This is a genomic window from Hymenobacter psychrotolerans DSM 18569 (genome assembly GCF_900142395.1).
Taxonomy (GTDB): domain Bacteria; phylum Bacteroidota; class Bacteroidia; order Cytophagales; family Hymenobacteraceae; genus Hymenobacter; species Hymenobacter psychrotolerans.
In genome coordinates this window covers 22,170-37,184 of sequence record NZ_FRAS01000004.1, presented here as the reverse complement: position 1 = coordinate 37,184, position 15,015 = coordinate 22,170, and the positions used below count along the sequence as shown (strand labels likewise).

General features: G+C 61.8%; 15 protein-coding genes. 5 read left to right on the top strand and 10 right to left on the bottom strand.

Going from position 1 to position 15,015, the window contains the following annotated elements:
* The 5 genes from BUE15_RS05725 to BUE15_RS05705 all read right to left on the bottom strand — a co-directional run bounded on the left by BUE15_RS05725 (position 1) and on the right by BUE15_RS05705 (position 3,436).
* Entirely contained in the window at positions 1–396 is a 396-nt protein-coding gene (locus BUE15_RS05725; RefSeq protein ID WP_073282032.1) for a hypothetical protein, read from the bottom strand.
* 12 nt (positions 397–408) lie between these two features.
* On the bottom strand, positions 409–648 hold the full coding sequence (locus BUE15_RS05720) for a hypothetical protein (RefSeq protein ID WP_073282030.1): 240 nt from the start codon (positions 646–648) through the stop codon (positions 409–411).
* A gap of 40 nt (positions 649–688) precedes the next feature.
* A complete protein-coding gene (locus tag BUE15_RS05715) occupies positions 689–2,305 on the bottom strand; it encodes a DUF4153 domain-containing protein (RefSeq protein ID WP_073282028.1) in 1,617 nt (538 codons plus the stop codon).
* Positions 2,306–2,395: 90 nt separating this feature from the next.
* A complete protein-coding gene (locus BUE15_RS05710; protein WP_073282026.1) occupies positions 2,396–2,695 on the bottom strand; it encodes a winged helix-turn-helix domain-containing protein in 300 nt (99 codons plus the stop codon).
* A gap of 99 nt (positions 2,696–2,794) precedes the next feature.
* Positions 2,795–3,436, bottom strand: coding sequence for a hypothetical protein (locus BUE15_RS05705; RefSeq protein WP_244535888.1), 642 nt, complete (start codon positions 3,434–3,436; stop codon positions 2,795–2,797).
* A gap of 74 nt (positions 3,437–3,510) precedes the next feature.
* Between BUE15_RS05705 and BUE15_RS05700 the strand changes: the two genes are divergently transcribed.
* From BUE15_RS05700 to BUE15_RS05685, 4 genes are all read left to right on the top strand, one after another.
* Positions 3,511–4,014 carry a hypothetical protein gene (locus BUE15_RS05700; RefSeq protein WP_073282024.1) on the top strand — a complete coding sequence of 168 codons (504 nt, stop codon included), beginning with the start codon at positions 3,511–3,513 and terminating at the stop codon, positions 4,012–4,014.
* Positions 4,015–4,071: 57 nt separating this feature from the next.
* Entirely contained in the window at positions 4,072–4,866 is a 795-nt protein-coding gene (locus BUE15_RS05695) for a class I SAM-dependent methyltransferase (protein ID WP_073282022.1), read from the top strand.
* A 72-nt stretch (positions 4,867–4,938) separates the two neighbouring features.
* The gene (locus BUE15_RS05690; protein WP_073282020.1) at positions 4,939–5,820 is read left to right on the top strand and encodes a UbiA family prenyltransferase; all 882 of its coding nucleotides are present in this window, start codon (positions 4,939–4,941) and stop codon (positions 5,818–5,820) included.
* Positions 5,821–5,903: 83 nt separating this feature from the next.
* The gene (locus BUE15_RS05685) at positions 5,904–6,527 is read left to right on the top strand and encodes a hypothetical protein (RefSeq protein WP_139252146.1); all 624 of its coding nucleotides are present in this window, start codon (positions 5,904–5,906) and stop codon (positions 6,525–6,527) included.
* A gap of 76 nt (positions 6,528–6,603) precedes the next feature.
* On the opposite strand, the gene BUE15_RS05680 is transcribed toward BUE15_RS05685, so the two are convergent.
* Positions 6,604–7,269: a DsbA family protein gene (locus BUE15_RS05680; protein WP_073282017.1), complete on the bottom strand. Its 666-nt coding sequence runs from the start codon at positions 7,267–7,269 to the stop codon at positions 6,604–6,606.
* Positions 7,270–7,429: 160 nt separating this feature from the next.
* Positions 7,430–9,580, bottom strand: a complete 2,151-nt coding sequence (gene rho / locus BUE15_RS05675) for a transcription termination factor Rho (protein WP_073282015.1) — start codon at positions 9,578–9,580, stop codon at positions 7,430–7,432.
* A gap of 487 nt (positions 9,581–10,067) precedes the next feature.
* Between rho and serS the strand changes: the two genes are divergently transcribed.
* Entirely contained in the window at positions 10,068–11,342 is a 1,275-nt protein-coding gene (gene serS / locus BUE15_RS05670) for a serine--tRNA ligase (protein ID WP_073282013.1), read from the top strand.
* Positions 11,343–11,449: 107 nt separating this feature from the next.
* Here the strand turns inward: serS and BUE15_RS05665 are convergent, their stop codons facing one another.
* From BUE15_RS05665 to polX, 3 genes are all read right to left on the bottom strand, one after another.
* Entirely contained in the window at positions 11,450–11,908 is a 459-nt protein-coding gene (locus BUE15_RS05665; protein WP_073282011.1) for an OsmC family protein, read from the bottom strand.
* A 130-nt stretch (positions 11,909–12,038) separates the two neighbouring features.
* The gene (locus BUE15_RS05660; protein ID WP_073282009.1) at positions 12,039–13,103 is read right to left on the bottom strand and encodes a glycosyltransferase family 9 protein; all 1,065 of its coding nucleotides are present in this window, start codon (positions 13,101–13,103) and stop codon (positions 12,039–12,041) included.
* A gap of 99 nt (positions 13,104–13,202) precedes the next feature.
* Entirely contained in the window at positions 13,203–14,957 is a 1,755-nt protein-coding gene (polX, locus tag BUE15_RS05655; protein ID WP_073282007.1) for a DNA polymerase/3'-5' exonuclease PolX, read from the bottom strand.
* Between the last annotated feature and the right edge of the window lie 58 nt (positions 14,958–15,015).

Sequence of the window (15,015 nt, the reverse complement as noted above, 5' to 3'; positions counted from 1 at the left end):
TTAGAGATTATCAAATGAGCCAGCAGGCGAACTGCTGAAGGCCAGCGCCAGCAGCCCAATACACCCCATCACCAGCAGCCACGCCACATGAAAGGCCAGGCACAGCAGTAGCACCAGCGTGCGGCCATTATCGGAGTGCGGACGCTTCCAGAGCGGCCAGGTTGCCCAGCGAAATACGATGTAGTTGCTGCCAGCTGCCAGCAAGGCGCACATCCAATAGCTGTAGATAATGTCAGCCACCAACTGGTATTGCGGGCGCGGCCACCAGTCCATATTCCACACCCACAGCACGGCACACACGGCTACCAGCACGCTCAGCGCCTTGCCCGCCGAGGGCACAGCATGCGGCCGGGGCTGCCAGCCGGATTTCAGCACTTCATCCTGCACGATTTTCATATAGCAGCAGAATTAGAGGCTGGCCAAAGCCTCCGCTCCCTGCGGCGACCACAGCATCATCAGCGAGAAAACAATGCCCAGCAGCACCAGCAGCAGCACGCTGGTAGCGGGCAGCACGGCCCGCAGCAGGCGCTGCCGGCGCGAATCGGGGTCGGCGGCGCGCTCCTGCCAGGTCAGCAGACCGGCCAGTGCTGCCACATCGCCGGCACAGATGAGCAGCCCTAGGAGCGTAAGAGAGAGTTGAAGCAGCATGACTGACGAGCGGTGAGGTGAGGGAAAGAGTGGGGCCGGCTTAGTGCGTGAGTTCCTGATAAGCGTGCCAGTCGGCGTAGGTGTAGCTGGGCCAGTGGCGGGCCTGCTGCGTGGCCCGGAAATCCTGCAGGCGCTGGCGCAGGCGCCGGGCCGCTTCGGTGGGTTCCAGCTTGGCCCAGGTGCCATCGTACACTTCATGCACGAGCTGGCGCTGCGGCAGCACATCCTGGTGGGCGGCCAGCACGGGCAGTACCCGGTCGGGCATGTCCAGCAGGAAACCGTAGTCGAGGGTTTGCAGCGCGGGCCGCAGGTTGTAGCGCGCAATCCAGATTTCCCAGTTGCCCACCGCAAAGCCCAGCAGCAGCGCATAAGCCGCCAGCGCGTTCAGGCGCACCAGTGCATAGGCCGAGCGGCGCTGCCAGATCTTGAGCAGCACGGTCACGAGGCCAAAGAAGGTCAGCAGCAAAAAGCCATACACCCCGATGCGCTTGTAGGCCAGCCCGGTATGCAGAATATAGTAGTAGTTGCGCAGCCCCACCGACACGGCCAACACGGCATTCTGCAGCACCCAGACCGTGGCCAACGCCCGCAGCGCCGGCAGGCCCGCCTGGTAGAAATTGAGGTTGCGGCGGAAAAACCACAGCACAATGCCCATGGCCACCAGAATACTCAGAATCAGCACGTAAGTGCCTTCGTGCACAAACTGGGTGAGGTCGAAGCCGGGCGTCGGCTCGAAGCCAAACCACAGCCAGTTGATGTCAATGGCATTCACGGCCAGCAGCAGCACGTTCACCAGCACCAGCATGCTGAGCGCCATCAGGTACTCCTTGCGCAGGTCAAGAGCGCGGAAACGCTGTTCGCGGAAGTCGGGGCGGCGCACGGCGAAGGACGCTACCCGGTCGCGCTGCCGCCGAATAAACTCCGCAAAGCGCGACTCCTTATCGGCGAAATAATGGACCGGCACCAGTACCAGCGCCGCCCCGGTCAGGGCCAGGCCCAGCAGAAAAAACAGCAGGTGCGGCACCGAAAACTGCATAAACAGCACGTCCAGCCACTCGGCTAAGGTGTCCAGCACCACGCTGGCCGCCGCCTCATAGCGCGGATTGGCAATCAGGAACAGGACGTGGAACACGCCCAGTGCCAGCAGCGGCACGCCCAGCAGCCGGCCATAAAACCAGAACCTGCTTGCGCGGCCGCCCAGGTTGCCGGGCAGCCGCAGCAGGCGCACCAGCCCGGGCACGGCCTGTGTTGCACTGCTTAGCGCGGTACCCAATGCATACACCACCAGTTTCAGATGCGGCTGGTTTACGTAGCCAAGCCACACCGCCAACGACGCCACACACGCCAACTGGGCCGCTCCGGAGCCATACCAGGCCACTGCCATTGCGCTCAGCAGCGTACCGGCCAGCGTCAGACGAAAGTAGCCGGAGCGCCACTGCGGCGCGTGGCGCGGCAGCCCGGCCATCACCACTCCTACCACTAGCAACGTGTAAAGCAGCATATTCAGCGCCATTCGCTCGTGCCAGAACAGCAGGTCGAACAGCACGGCGCCGAGCGGCAGCGCCACTTTCTGCAGGGTGGTAAGCGTGAGGCGTGGGGCCGGCACCGTGGCGTCGGGCGCAAATCGGGAGCCGGCAACTGGAACAGAAGTATTCATGGCTGCTAGAGAGAATGAGGTTTCGAGCTATGCTGACACACAGCCCGTTTTCAAAAGAACTTTGTATTTCAAAGTTAAAGCACAAAAAAATCAGCTACTGCCGCGCAGGAGCTTTTCCAAAGCCGTCAGATGGTCTTGGAAGGCGGCTTTTCCTTCTTTGGAGGCCGCATAGGTAGTATTGGGCTTTTTGCCCACAAACTGCTTGGTTACCAGCACGTAGCCCGCTTTTTCCAGCGCCGCCACATGGCTGGCCAGGTTGCCGTCGGTGAGGTCGAGGGCTTCTTTCAGCTCATTGAAGCTCACCAGCTCATTCGCGAGAAGCACGGCCATCACGCCCAGCCGCACGCGGTGGTCAAAAGCTTTATTAAGCGTGTGGATGACGTGTTTCAAGGATGCTTATTTGCTGATTGTTGCGGGTTGGCGGTCAGGTGCTGACGAAGGCGGTGGCGGAGCCCCAATTTCTCGTCCGTGCCTGCTACAGGCAACGCTTTATTTACGCTCGTAACGGTTATACATTACCAAGCCGTAGCCGATGTGCCCCAGTCCGAATCCGAGTGCAAAGAACAACAATCCGGCCCCGGGCAGCAACACTGCCACCAGTCCCAGTGCTATCTGCGTGAGTCCCAGCCACCTGATTTCGTCGAGGGTGTACTTGCTGGCGTTGAGCAGTGCCAGGCCGTAGAACAGCAGCATCCCCGGTATTACCAGGCTCACGGCTCCGCGCACAAACAACGCCAGGCAAAACAAGCCGCCCGCCACCAGTGGAATAGCCAGGCTCAAGGCCAGCCGGCGGCCCAGGCTGTTCCAGAGCCCCGTACCCGTTCGGCGGGCGCGGCGCAACGTGAAGAAAATGGCCACCGCCAGCGCGGCCCCAATCATGCCGGCAGCCAGCGCCATGAGGTAGGGCAGCACCAACGTGCGTTCCTGCTCGGTGCTTTCCAGCAGCCGTAGAAAGCCCTGGCTGCCATATTCGCGGCGCAGAAACCAGTGCCCGGCACCTGCCCCGGCCAGGGCCACTACGCCCGCTCCTACCCCACTCAGGCCGCTAAGCGAAATAAAGCGGGAAGAGCGCTCCATAATGGCGCGAATCTCGGTAAGTTGGGCTAGCGGATCTACGGCGGGCTTCATCATCTTTAAAAAGCACTTTGTATTGCAAAGCACAGTAAAGTTTCTTTTCTACGCAAGCTCTGTTCTATATTAATTCTATGAAACCGGATTCCTGGACGCTGGCCAAGCGCCACTTTTGGCTTTCGTGGTGGTGGGGAATGCTGCTGTTGGCAGCTATATTTCTGGTTAGCCTGTTCTTTTACCAACCCGACTTTCTCTCCCATTCTTTCGGAGAGCTGCCTCTCACTCTTCTACTCTTGCTCGTGTTGGCCGGCGTCCCGGCCTTGCTGGGCAACCTGGTTCGGCTGCCGCTGATGCACCGGGTATTCCGCGAGGCCACCTCTGCCCCGGAACTATTGCTCCGGACGGCGCTGATTTTTGAGGGCGTGGTAGCCCTGTTTTGGGGGCTGTGGAAGCTGTATCAGCAGTCCGGCCTGGCCGTTCCCTTCGTGTTTGATGTCCCGATAATGCAGCGAACCGACGGCAGCCTGGTACTATTTTTCGGCCTGAGTTTACCGTGGCTGGTGGCCTCGGTGGCCGCCGCGCGGCGGCTGGGCCTTAGCCAGGTAGGAATGGTGAGGCAAGCTACTGCCGGCGCCTGAACCTCGCCGTGCCGACAGTGCACAGCCGCCCCGGACGGGTTCTGCGTATGTTCGGGGGTGAAACTACGCCTCCAGCTATTCGAGTTCGAAGACCTGCCCTGGTTCCCCGCCGTGGTCCGGGCGGGCATGATGGACTACCTGCGCTTTATGATTTCGGCGCTGAACACCTATCAGCCCATCGTGCCGCTGCTACGCGACGCCCTGCGGCAAACCGGCCAGCCGCCGCTGCTGCTGGAGCTGTGCGCCGGGGCCGGAGGCGGCACTGAAGGCGTGTTGCGCAGCCTGCGCGAATCCGGCCTGCCGCAGGCCCAGGTCACGCTCACCGATTTGTATCCGCAGCCGGCGGCCTGGCAGCTGCTGGCCGCCCGCACACCGGGTTTGTTTTTCGAGCCCACGGCTGTAGATGCGCTGGCTGTTCCAGCGCATCTGGCCGGGTTCCGCACGGTATTCTCAGCGTTTCACCACTTCCCGCCGCTGCAGGCCGAGGCATTGCTGGCCGATGCGGTGCGGCAGCAAGTGGGCATTGGGGTATTTGAGGGCGCCGGCAAGTCGTGGCTGGAAATTCTGCTGGCCTGGACCGTGCTGCCCGTGGCGCAGCTGCTCATCACACCCTTTATCCGGCCGTTTCGGCTTAGCCGGCTGCTGCTCACCTACATGCTGCCGCTTATTCCGCTCTTCACCATCTGGGACGGCACGGTGTCCATTCTGCGGATGTACCCGCCCGAGCAGCTGCTGGCCCTGGCCCGCCGCGCCGACCCCACAGGCCGCTTCCGCTGGCAGGCGGGCAAAGTGCGTCATACGTGGGGCCCGCAGGTCACCTACCTCATTGGGGTGCCGGATACTACCGCGTAAGCTTTAGCTTGCAGGGCGCGTTGCCCGAATAGTGCTGCGCGTTGCAGGCAGCCCCGACACAAGCATACTTCTATGTCCTCTTCTTCTTTGGCTGCTTACCGCAAGGCGCTGCCGTTGCTGCGCATCCCGTTTTCCGTGTATCTGATGCCGGTGTTCTGGTTCGGGCTGAGTGCTCTGCGGGAGCCGTTCAGCGCGTGGCGGGCGGCGGGCGTATTTGTGGTGCTGCATCTGCTGGCTTACCCTGCTTCCAACGGCTACAACTCCTACTACGACCGGGACGAAGGCAGCATCGGCGGCCTGAAGCACCCGCCCAAAGTGTCGGCGGAGCTGCTGCATCTGGTGTATCTGTTTGATGGGCTGGCCGTGTTGGGCGGCGCGCTGCTGAGTCCGTGGTTTGGGCTGCTGGTAGCCGTGTACCTGCTGGTGTCGAAAGCCTACAGCTACGAGGGTATCCGGCTCAAGAAGTATCCGCTGCTGAGCACGCTGGTGGTCGTCGTTTTTCAGGGCGCCTTCACGTTTCTGATGACGCAGGTCGGCAGCGGCGCGTCGTGGGGTGCTATTACGGAGCCCACCAATCTGCTGCTGGCCCTCGTGAGCAGCCTGTTTCTGTGCGGCTCCTACCCGCTTACGCAGGTATACCAACACCAGGAAGATGCCCGCCGCGGCGACCGGACGCTGAGCCTGCTGCTGGGTATCCGGGGCACGTTTGTGTTTGCGGCGGTGGGTTTGCTCGCGGGGGCTGCCGTGCTGGCTTATGCGCTGTGGCTGCGGCGGGAAGTCGGGCACCTGCTGATTTTCCTGGCAGCTACCGGCCCGGTTGTTTTTCTGTTTGGCCGCTGGGCCTGGGCCGTGTGGCGCAATCCGGCGGCGGCCGACTTCGAGCACACCATGCGCATGAATCAGGTGTCGTCGGTGTGCATGAGTGCGGCTTTTCTACTGATGCTGCTCTGGTAGCCTGCGGGCAACCGGAAAGCCTGGAGCTCAACATGAGCGGCCCAAACCGCGTATTGTCGCCCAATCATCATTGCCTTACTACCATGCGTTCTGCCCTGCTTCTTTCTTTGATTGGCCTGCTGGCGGCGTGCTCCACGCCCGACACGCGCCAGCCGGCGGCCTCCACCACGGCCGGCGCCGACACAGTTACGCGTCTGGAGCCGATGGATACGTCCCGCGCCCGGGCCACCACTCCGCAGTCCGATACGCTCAAAACTGTGCGCCAACGCCACGTGTTTTCCGCGCCGGCCTCCCCCGACGAATTTCAGCTCACGCTGCGCGGCAAAGACGTACTGACCGGCGAAATCACCTTCACCATCACCGATGCCAGCGGACAGGTTATTTTCCGCGAAATGCTGTCTGCCGCTGATCTGGAAGCCAGCATGGTGTATGAGATGAAGATGCCTACTGCTACTCCCGCCGAGCGGGAAGCCTACATCCGGCGCCGCATGGACGAATTTTTCGCCGAAAGAAACTTCCGCAAACCCGCTCTGACTGCCAAAGAAGCCTACCAGGCCAGCGGCGCCGACCAAGCCACCTGGGACGACCTGCAAAAACGCCCTGATGCAGTGGGATTTGTGTACACTGTGGGCAAGGAAGACCGCCGCCGGATTGCGTACTCGCCCCGCACCAAGCAAGTAGTACAGCTACCCGGCCTGGGCAGCTAACCAAAACAGCTCTACAGCACAACGGGGCGGCTTCCTGTACAGAAGCCGCCCCGTTGCATGTGTCGTCTCGCGCTGCTTATTCCGCTTGCGCCAATGCCTGCCTCAGGCCCTCCGCAAACGCTTCGTATGGCTGATAGCCACGAGCCAGCACGTAGCCCTGGCTCCCGACCCGCAGAATGCTGGTAGGAAAGCCCTGAACGCCGATTTTAGTTACCGCCGCAAACTCCTGGCGGGTGGCCTGAGCGGTTTCCGGCAACGCGAGGCGCCGCAGAAATTCGGCTCCATCTACGCCGTATGCGGTGGCCAGTGGCAGGTAGGTTTTGGGCTCGTTCAGGTCGGCGCCGTCGCGGAAATAAGCCACCTGAACGTCGTGGGCGAAGCTGGCCGTTTTGGCCTGGTTGAGCTGGCGAAATACGTTTATGGCCCAGCTAGGCGGCTCCGAGTCCTGCACGTAGCTGCCCTCCTCGCCCAGCGCCCGAAACGCCGCGCCAAACTCCACGCCCGTAACCCGCTCCACCTGCTGCAGCGAGTTGCTGATAAACTCCCAGTCGTGGCCGATGGGGCCGATATGCTCGCCCAGCACCATGCCGCCGCACAGCACCGATACATCCAGCTGCCCCGCAAACTCCTGCTGCACGCGCTGAATCACAGGACTCATGCCGTAGCACCAGCCGCACAGCGGATCAAAAAGGTAGAGCAGTTCGGGGCGGTCCTGAGGGTGTGGGTGAGTTTGCGGCGTCATATCTAATCAGTTGTTGAAATGGATAACAAAAAACTGTCATCCTGAGCACAGGGAAGGACCTTACTACCTATAACGATTGTCGAAATAACAGGTCGTTTTAGCGTAACAAAGTCCTTCACTGTGCTCAGGATGACAGCGTTAAGTTGTCAGGCGGAGACGGTTAGCCGTTCATGGCCAGCAGGAATTCGCTGTTGTCCTTGGTGCCTTTCATGCGGTCCTTGAGGAACTCCATAGCCTCGGAAGGCGTCATGTCGGCCATGAATTTGCGCAGCACCCAGATCCGGCTCAGCTCTTCCTTGCTCATGAGCAGGTCTTCGCGGCGCGTACCGGAGGCCGGCACGTCAATGGCCGGGAAGATGCGCTTGTTGGCCAGCTTGCGGTCCAGCTGCAGCTCCATGTTGCCGGTGCCTTTGAATTCCTCGAAGATTACCTCGTCCATTTTGGAGCCGGTTTCGATGAGGGCCGTGGCAATGATGGTGAGCGAGCCGCCGTTTTCCACGTTGCGGGCCGCGCCGAAGAAGCGCTTGGGCTTGTGCAGCGCGTTGGCATCCACACCACCCGAAAGGATCTTGCCGGAAGCCGGCTGTACCGTGTTGTAAGCCCGCGCCAGACGCGTAATCGAGTCGAGCAGAATCACTACGTCGTGGCCGCACTCCACGAGGCGTTTGGCCTTATCCAGCGCAATGCTGGCAATCTTCACGTGGCGGTCGGCAGTTTCATCGAAGGTGGAGCTGAGCACCTCGGCTTTCACCGAGCGGGCCATGTCCGTTACTTCTTCCGGCCGCTCGTCAATGAGCAGAATCATCAGGTACACCTCGGGGTGGTTTTCGCTGATGGCGTTGGCAATTTCCTGCAGCAGCACCGTTTTACCGGTTTTGGGCTGGGCCACAATCAGGCCCCGCTGCCCTTTGCCGATAGGCGCAAACAGGTCCAGAATCCGGGTGCTGTACTGGCTGGATTTGGTGGAAAGCTTGAGGCGCTCTTCCGCAAAAAGCGGCGTGAGGCTGCTGAACGGCACCCGGTCCCGCGCTTCTTCCACGGCCCGGCCGTTGATGGTATCCACGCCAACCAGGGCAAAGTACTTCTCACCTTCGCGGGGCGGCCGGATGGTGCACTTCACCGTGTCGCCGGCTTTCAGCGAGAATTGCTTCACCTGCTGCGGCGCCACATAAATGTCGTCGGGCGAGGAAAGGTAGTTGTAGAACGGGCTGCGCAGGAAGCCATAGCCGCCATCGGGCATCATCTCCAGCGTGCCTTCGCCCGCAATAACGATGTCGAAATCGTTGCGGGGGCGCTGCGGTGCCTGTTGCTGCTGGGCGCCTTCCTGGCGCTGCTGCCGCTGCTGCTCGCGGGCGGCATACCGGTCTTCGCGGCGCTGCTCCCGGTCGGGGCGGTCTGTACGCTCGGGGCGCTGGCCATCCCGCTCGGGGCGGTCCAGGCGAGGCTGCTGCTCGCGTAGCGGACGGTTGGGGTCGCGCTCCGGCCGGTCAGCCCGGAACTCGCGGGGCTGCTCGGCAGGGCGGGCTACGTCGCTGCTGCCGTTGCGCAGCTCCCGGCCATCCCGCTCCGAACGGCTTTCCCGCTCGCGGGGCTGGTCGCGCAGGGGCCGTACCAAACCTTCAGTGCGCTCAGGGCGGAAAATACGAGGCGCCGGGGCCGCTTCAGGAGTTGCTACGGCCGCTGTTTGTCCCTCAGTCGGGGCAATAGCAGCGGGAGCAGCCGCATCGGCCGGCTCGGTGGCCGCTGGCGCAGCTACCGGGCGCAGCTCTATCAGCCCCGACGAATCGGGAGCGGCAGTGGTTTCGGGGGCGGCTTCGGTTTCGGCCGCGCGGCTGTTGCGGCCCGCAGCGTCGCGGGGGCGGCGCTCCGGCCGCTGATACGGCTTGACAGGGCGCTCCGCTACTGCCGGCTCGGGCGTTGCCACCTCAGCAGCTACAACGGGCTCGGCAGCGGCAACGGGTTCGGCTACCACAGCCGCCGCCTCAGGGGCCGCGGCTTTAGCCACCGGAGCTTTGGGGGCACGGGTGCGGGAGGCAGGCCGCGGGGCCGGAGCCGCCGCAACGTCTGCCACTGCAACATCGGCAAGGGCAGCGGGGGCCGCTACATCGGAGAAGGCCGGCTCCGGCCGCGCTTTGGCGGCTGGTTTCACTTTAAGGGGCAGCTTGTCGGCAGGCAATACAGCCTGCTGATCGAGAATCTTGTAAATCAGATCCTGCTTGCTTAGTTTCTTGAAGTTGCCAACGTTGAGTTCCTCCGCAATTTCTTTCAGATCAGAAAGTAAACGGTCTTTTAACTCTTCGATAGTGTACATAAGGGCAATGAGGGGAGGAAAAATCAGGCGGAGGAAGCACAACCAACAGTGGCATACTGCCACAGATGCGGCAGTGCCCGGGAGCCGCAGACGCGGCATTCAGCACGGCAGAGAAGTCGAAAAGAGTGGTAATGGACGGGGAGTGCTGGAAAATAACCGCGGGCCGGACGCATGAAAATCATCGACGGGCCCGGCCTCAGCAGCCGGCTTACTAACGCAATGTTAGCGTAATACGGCCGAACTGCCAAACCAGAACAGGTATTTTGCAGATTCTACGGAATTCACAGATTTTGTTTCGAAACCACTGCCTTTCTACGCGCAGCAGATGGCACAATGTGGTTGGAGCTAGCTACTTAAAAACGACAGCCAAGCCGATTTGGTTGGAGGCCGCTGCCGCACCTATTATAGCGTGAATATAAGCCGGGCGTAGAATCTGCGAAATCATTACTCTACTTTTGCCGTATTCCATTCCGCGTTTTCTGCTGTTATGCTGCAAGTTTCCGTCCTGAAAGAACAAACCGAGGCCGTACTGGCGGGCCTGGCCAAAAGAAATTACAAAACCGCCGAAGCCGATGTGCAGGCCGTACTGGCCCTCGACCAGCGCCGCAAAGACCTGCAAACCGCCCACGACCTTTCTCAGGCCGAAGCCAACGAGCTGGCCCGGCAAATCGGGGGGCTGATGAAAGCCGGCAACAAAACCGAAGCCGAAGCGCTGAAAGCCCGCACCGCCGAGCTCAAGCAACATACCAAGTCGCACGCCGAAGAGCTGACGCAGATTGAGTATGCGCTCCAGCAAACCCTCTACAAGCTCCCGAACGTGCCCCACAGCAGCGTGCCGGCCGGTGTTTCAGCCGACGACAACGAGGTGGTGCGCGAAGTGGGCCAGAAGCCGGAGCTGCCCGCCGGCGCCAAGCCCCACTGGGACCTGATTGAGCAGTACGACATCATTGATTTCGCGCTGGGCAACAAGATTACGGGCGCTGGCTTTCCGGTGTACAAAGGCCAGGGAGCCCGCCTGCAGCGCGCCCTCATCAACTTTTTCCTGGATGAGGCCCGCGCCGCCGGCTACACCGAAATTCAGCCGCCGATTCTGGTGAACGAAGCCAGCGGCTACGGCACCGGCCAGCTGCCCGACAAAGAGGGCCAGATGTACCACGCCACCGCCGACGACCTGTATCTGATTCCGACGGCCGAGGTTCCCATCACCAACCTCTACCGCGACGAAATAGTGCCCACCGACCGGCTGCCGATCCGCAATGCCGGCTACACGCCCTGCTTCCGCCGCGAAGCCGGCTCGTGGGGGGCGCACGTGCGGGGCCTCAACCGCCTGCACCAGTTCGATAAAGTGGAAATCGTGCAGATTACGCAGCCCGAGAACAGCTACGAAGCGCTGGAAGGCATGGTAGCACACATCGAAGGGCTGCTGCAGAAGCTGGGCCTCCCCTACCGCGTACTGCGCCTCTGCGGCGGCGACATGGGCTTCACCTCGGCCCTCACCTTCGACCTGGAAGTGTGGAGCGCGGCCCAGCAGCGCTGGCTGGAAGTAAGCTCGGCTTCCAACTTCGAAACCTACCAGGCCAACCGCCTGAAGCTGCGCTACCGCCCCGAAATCGGCAAGCCGCAGCTGCTGCACACGCTCAATGGCTCGGCTCTGGCACTGCCCCGCATCGTGGCGGCGCTGCTCGAAAACAACCAGCACGAAGACGGTATTCACCTGCCGGAAGTGCTGCACTCCTACTGCGGATTCAGCAAAATCGGCTAATTCTCAGCTTCCGCGAAACAGCCGGGCCGGTCCAACTACGTGTTGGGCCGGCCGGGCTGTTTTCAGTTTGACACTAGTGGCAGGAAGTAATTCTAGGCTGCCTTGGGCTACACGAAACCCGTATCAACGGGAGCCAGCGTCGTGACGATGCGCAGGCTGCCGGCGAGGGTTTTCTGCACGGGGCATTTCTGCGAAATGACTTCGAGGCGCTGGCGCTGCTCTTCGGTGAGCGGGCCCAGCAGGTGCAGCTCTTTTTGTACTTCTTCCAGCATATGGCCGGGCTCCTCGCATTTTTCGCAGTCCTGCTCATGCACGCGCTGGTGGCGTAGGCGCACTTCAATTCCTTCGAGGGGCCACTTTTTGCGGGTAGCGTAGAGGCGCAGCGTGATGGCCGTGCAGGCTCCCAGCGCCGACAGCAACAGGTCGTAGGGCGTGGGGCCCTGGTCCTGGCCACCTACTGCCACGGGCTCATCCACGAGCCAGGTGTGGCGGCCGGCTTGCACATCGGCAAGCAAGGCTTCCGGCCCTACTTTCACCACTACAGAGGTACCAGGAGCTTCGGGCATGGCTCAAATCGAGTTATTGGTGGAACACAGGGTATGAGCAGCGGCCTTGTGGCACCAAGACCACCGTATCGGTGGTTTTGCGTTTTGCGCTACCTCAACAGTAGGCTATACGCCTGATTACGCGCAGCGGCTACTTGCCGTCGTGCGGGGGTGGCAAATCCAAATCAAATTTGATGTCGTGCATGCATTTGAAATGGCCCTGCGGGCACTTCGCGTAGCCGATTTTGGAGCATGGCCGGCACGGCAGGCCTTTCACTTCCAGCACCTGGAACTCGGTGCGGTAGGGGTACATCCCGAATTCGGGCACCGTGTTGCCCCAGACGCTGAAGATTTCCTTCCGGAAGGCCGCTGCAATATGCATGAGGCCGGTATCGTGGCTCACCACCAGGCTGGCCTGCCGCACCAACGAGGCCGATTGGTTGAGGTTGAACTTGCCGCAGGCGTTGTAAATGACCGTGCCGACCTGACTGCCGGGCGCAGTAGCCGGGAAGTAGTACGGACTGTCCGGGATGCGGCCCGCGGCGGGTGGAGCAGTAGCGGCCCCCTTATCGAAGGCCAACTCGATGATGTGGCCGGTGCTTTCGTCTTCGGGGCCGCCGAGCAGCACTACCGGCCGCCGCAGCAGGCCGCACAGCTCAATGATGCGCTCCACGGGCAGCCGCTTGGTGGCGTGCTGCGCCCCAATGGCGAAGGCCACGTAGCCCCGCTCAAACTCGGCCGGCAGCGCAGCCTCAATGGCTATTTCATCCTGAGCCGGGATGAAGTAATCCAAGCCCTGCCCGTCGTTTTTCACACCCAGCGGCGCCGCTGCGGCCAGGTATCGGTCTACGATATGGACGGGCGGCAGCGTGTTTATCTTCAGATTTACGAGCAGCCACTTGCGGCCGTTCAGCTTATCAAAGCTGGCCGACTTCACGCCCAGCTGCGCCTTCAGCAAGGTAGTGCGCAGGTTGTGGTGCAGGTCTATGACGAAGTCGAACTGCTCGGCTTTCAGCTCGGTTACCAGCTCCCGGAGCGAGCCGGTGAGGCAATGCACCTTATCGACGTAGGGGTTGGCCGCCATGATGCCGCGGTAGCCCGGCTTGGTGCAAAAGTGCACTACCGCGCCCGGCACCTGCAGCTTCACAGCCCGCACCACGGGCGTCGTCAGCACAATATCACCGATGGAGGAAAAGCGCAGAATCAGAATCTTCATAAGGAAGTAATGAGGTAATGAAGCGAAAGGTGATGAGGTAATAAGTCGTGATGTTTTATCCACCCTCATCACTCCTTACTTCATCTCCTCATCACTTCCTTACCCAAACAGCGAATCCTGGAACTCCAGCGGCGGCTTGATATTGGCTTTGCGCCGGGCAAAATAGTCGGCCACTTCAGCGGCGGTTTTGGCGTTGAAGGTCATTTCGCGGGTCAGGCCGCCTTTACGCCCCATGAATACGCCGTAGTGCATATCGGCGTAGCCGTTGGTGTGGTGCGCATCGGGGTTGATGCTGAGCTGCACGCCCTGCTCCAGCGCGTAGTGCACCCAGCGCCAGTCCAGGTCGAGGCGCCAGGGGTTGGCGTTGATTTCGATGATGACGTTGTGTTTGGCGCAGGCGTCGATGATGGCTTTATGGTCAAGGGGGTAGCCTTCGCGGCGCAGCAGCAGCCGGCCCGTGGGGTGGCCCAGCATGGTGGTATACGGGTTTTCGATGGCCCGCAGCACCCGCGTGGTGGCTTTGCGCTCGTCCATTTTCAGGTTGGAGTGCACCGAGGCCACAATGAAATCGAAGGTTTCGAGCACCGCCGGCGTGTAGTCCAGCGACCCATCCGAGAGGATATCCGACTCGATGCCCTTGAAAATGCGGAACGGCGCCAGTTCCTGGTTCAGCTCGTCGATTTCGCGCTGCTGCTGGCGCACGCGCTCCGGCGGCAGGCCGTTGGCGTAGTGCGCCGCCTGCGAATGGTCGCAGATGCCGAGGTACTCGTAGCCGTTGTCGCGCAGGAACGTGGCCATTTCGCGCAGGCTGTGGCTGCCGTCGGAGTAGGTGCTGTGGTTGTGCAGCGAGCCGCGCAGGTCGGCGTCTTCGAGCAGGCGGGGCAGCTTGTTTTCGCGGGCCAGCGGCAACTCCCAGAAGCCTTCGCGCAGTTCGGGCTCCACGTACTGCAGGCCGGCGCGCTGGTACAGGTCCTGCTCCGAGGCAAACCGCTCCCGCTTCAGCCACTGGCGCAGCGTGGCTGGCTGGCCGGGCTGGTTTTCCTCGGTCAGCGCGCCTGCCAGATGTTCTTCGGCGGCCGAGTGCAGCAGCAACTGGTTCACGAAATCGGGCGGCGCCACCAGCAGCACTTCCACCTTCACGCCCGATGCCGTGGCCGTACCGCGCCACGCAAACGGGCCGCTGCGGCGTGGGTCGGCGGTCAGGCCGTCGAGAGTATTAAGTAATGCGTGCACGGCGGCCGGCTGAGTTGTAGCGGCCACGAGCGTCACGTTTTCCACGGTTTCGAGGCGGCGGCGCACTTCACCGGCCATGGCCGCCTGCTCTATGCCATCTGCCGCCTGCAGGCGCTCCAGCAGGTCAGTGGCCAGCTCCTCGGCCTGCGGATACAGAAGCTTACCCCGGCTCTGGTCCGTAAATTCGAGGGCCGCCAGAATGGCGTCCTGGGTTTTCTTGCCGAAGCCTTTGAGCTTGCTGACCTCATCGTTTTGGGCAGCTTCGCGTAGCTGTTCGGGTCCTTCGATGCCCAACTCCTTCCACAGGCTACGGATTTTCTTGGGCCCGATGCCTTTCACCTTCAGCAGTTCTACCACACCGGGCGGCGTGGCAGCCAGCAGGCGCGTTAGCTCGTCAAACGAGCCGGTATCGAGCATTTCGGCCACTTTGGCGGCGGCGGTTTTGCTTAGGCCGGTGCGGTCGGGCAGGCCGTGCCGCTCAATATCGGCCACGGGCACGCTGAGCTGCTCCAGCGCGTTGGCGGTGCCTTCGTATGCCCGGATTTTAAACGGATTTTCTTCGTGCAGCTCCATGAGCTGGGCCGTCAGGCGGAAGGCACGAATCAGCGCGCGGTTGTCCACAGGGGTAGAACGTGAGGGTGACTAGGATGACAGGTAAAGGTACGGGCAAAGTTGTAGC

What these genes read in the sequence shown, in the direction of transcription:
- BUE15_RS05725 (WP_073282032.1), bottom strand. Translation starts at nt 396, where the DNA reads ATGAAAATCGTGCAGGATGAAGTGCTGAAATCCGGCTGGCAGCCCCGG.
- BUE15_RS05685 (WP_139252146.1), top strand. Translation starts at nt 5,904, where the DNA reads ATGCGTTCTGCCCTGCTTCTTTCTTTGATTGGCCTGCTGGCGGCGTGC.
- BUE15_RS05720 (WP_073282030.1), bottom strand. Translation starts at nt 648, where the DNA reads ATGCTGCTTCAACTCTCTCTTACGCTCCTAGGGCTGCTCATCTGTGCC.
- BUE15_RS05680 (WP_073282017.1), bottom strand. Translation starts at nt 7,269, where the DNA reads ATGACGCCGCAAACTCACCCACACCCTCAGGACCGCCCCGAACTGCTC.
- BUE15_RS05705 (WP_244535888.1), bottom strand. Translation starts at nt 3,436, where the DNA reads ATGATGAAGCCCGCCGTAGATCCGCTAGCCCAACTTACCGAGATTCGC.
- rho (WP_073282015.1), bottom strand. Translation starts at nt 9,580, where the DNA reads ATGTACACTATCGAAGAGTTAAAAGACCGTTTACTTTCTGATCTGAAA.
- BUE15_RS05715 (WP_073282028.1), bottom strand. Translation starts at nt 2,305, where the DNA reads ATGAATACTTCTGTTCCAGTTGCCGGCTCCCGATTTGCGCCCGACGCC.
- BUE15_RS05660 (WP_073282009.1), bottom strand. Translation starts at nt 13,103, where the DNA reads ATGAAGATTCTGATTCTGCGCTTTTCCTCCATCGGTGATATTGTGCTG.
- BUE15_RS05690 (WP_073282020.1), top strand. Translation starts at nt 4,939, where the DNA reads ATGTCCTCTTCTTCTTTGGCTGCTTACCGCAAGGCGCTGCCGTTGCTG.
- BUE15_RS05665 (WP_073282011.1), bottom strand. Translation starts at nt 11,908, where the DNA reads ATGCCCGAAGCTCCTGGTACCTCTGTAGTGGTGAAAGTAGGGCCGGAA.
- serS (WP_073282013.1), top strand. Translation starts at nt 10,068, where the DNA reads ATGCTGCAAGTTTCCGTCCTGAAAGAACAAACCGAGGCCGTACTGGCG.
- BUE15_RS05700 (WP_073282024.1), top strand. Translation starts at nt 3,511, where the DNA reads ATGAAACCGGATTCCTGGACGCTGGCCAAGCGCCACTTTTGGCTTTCG.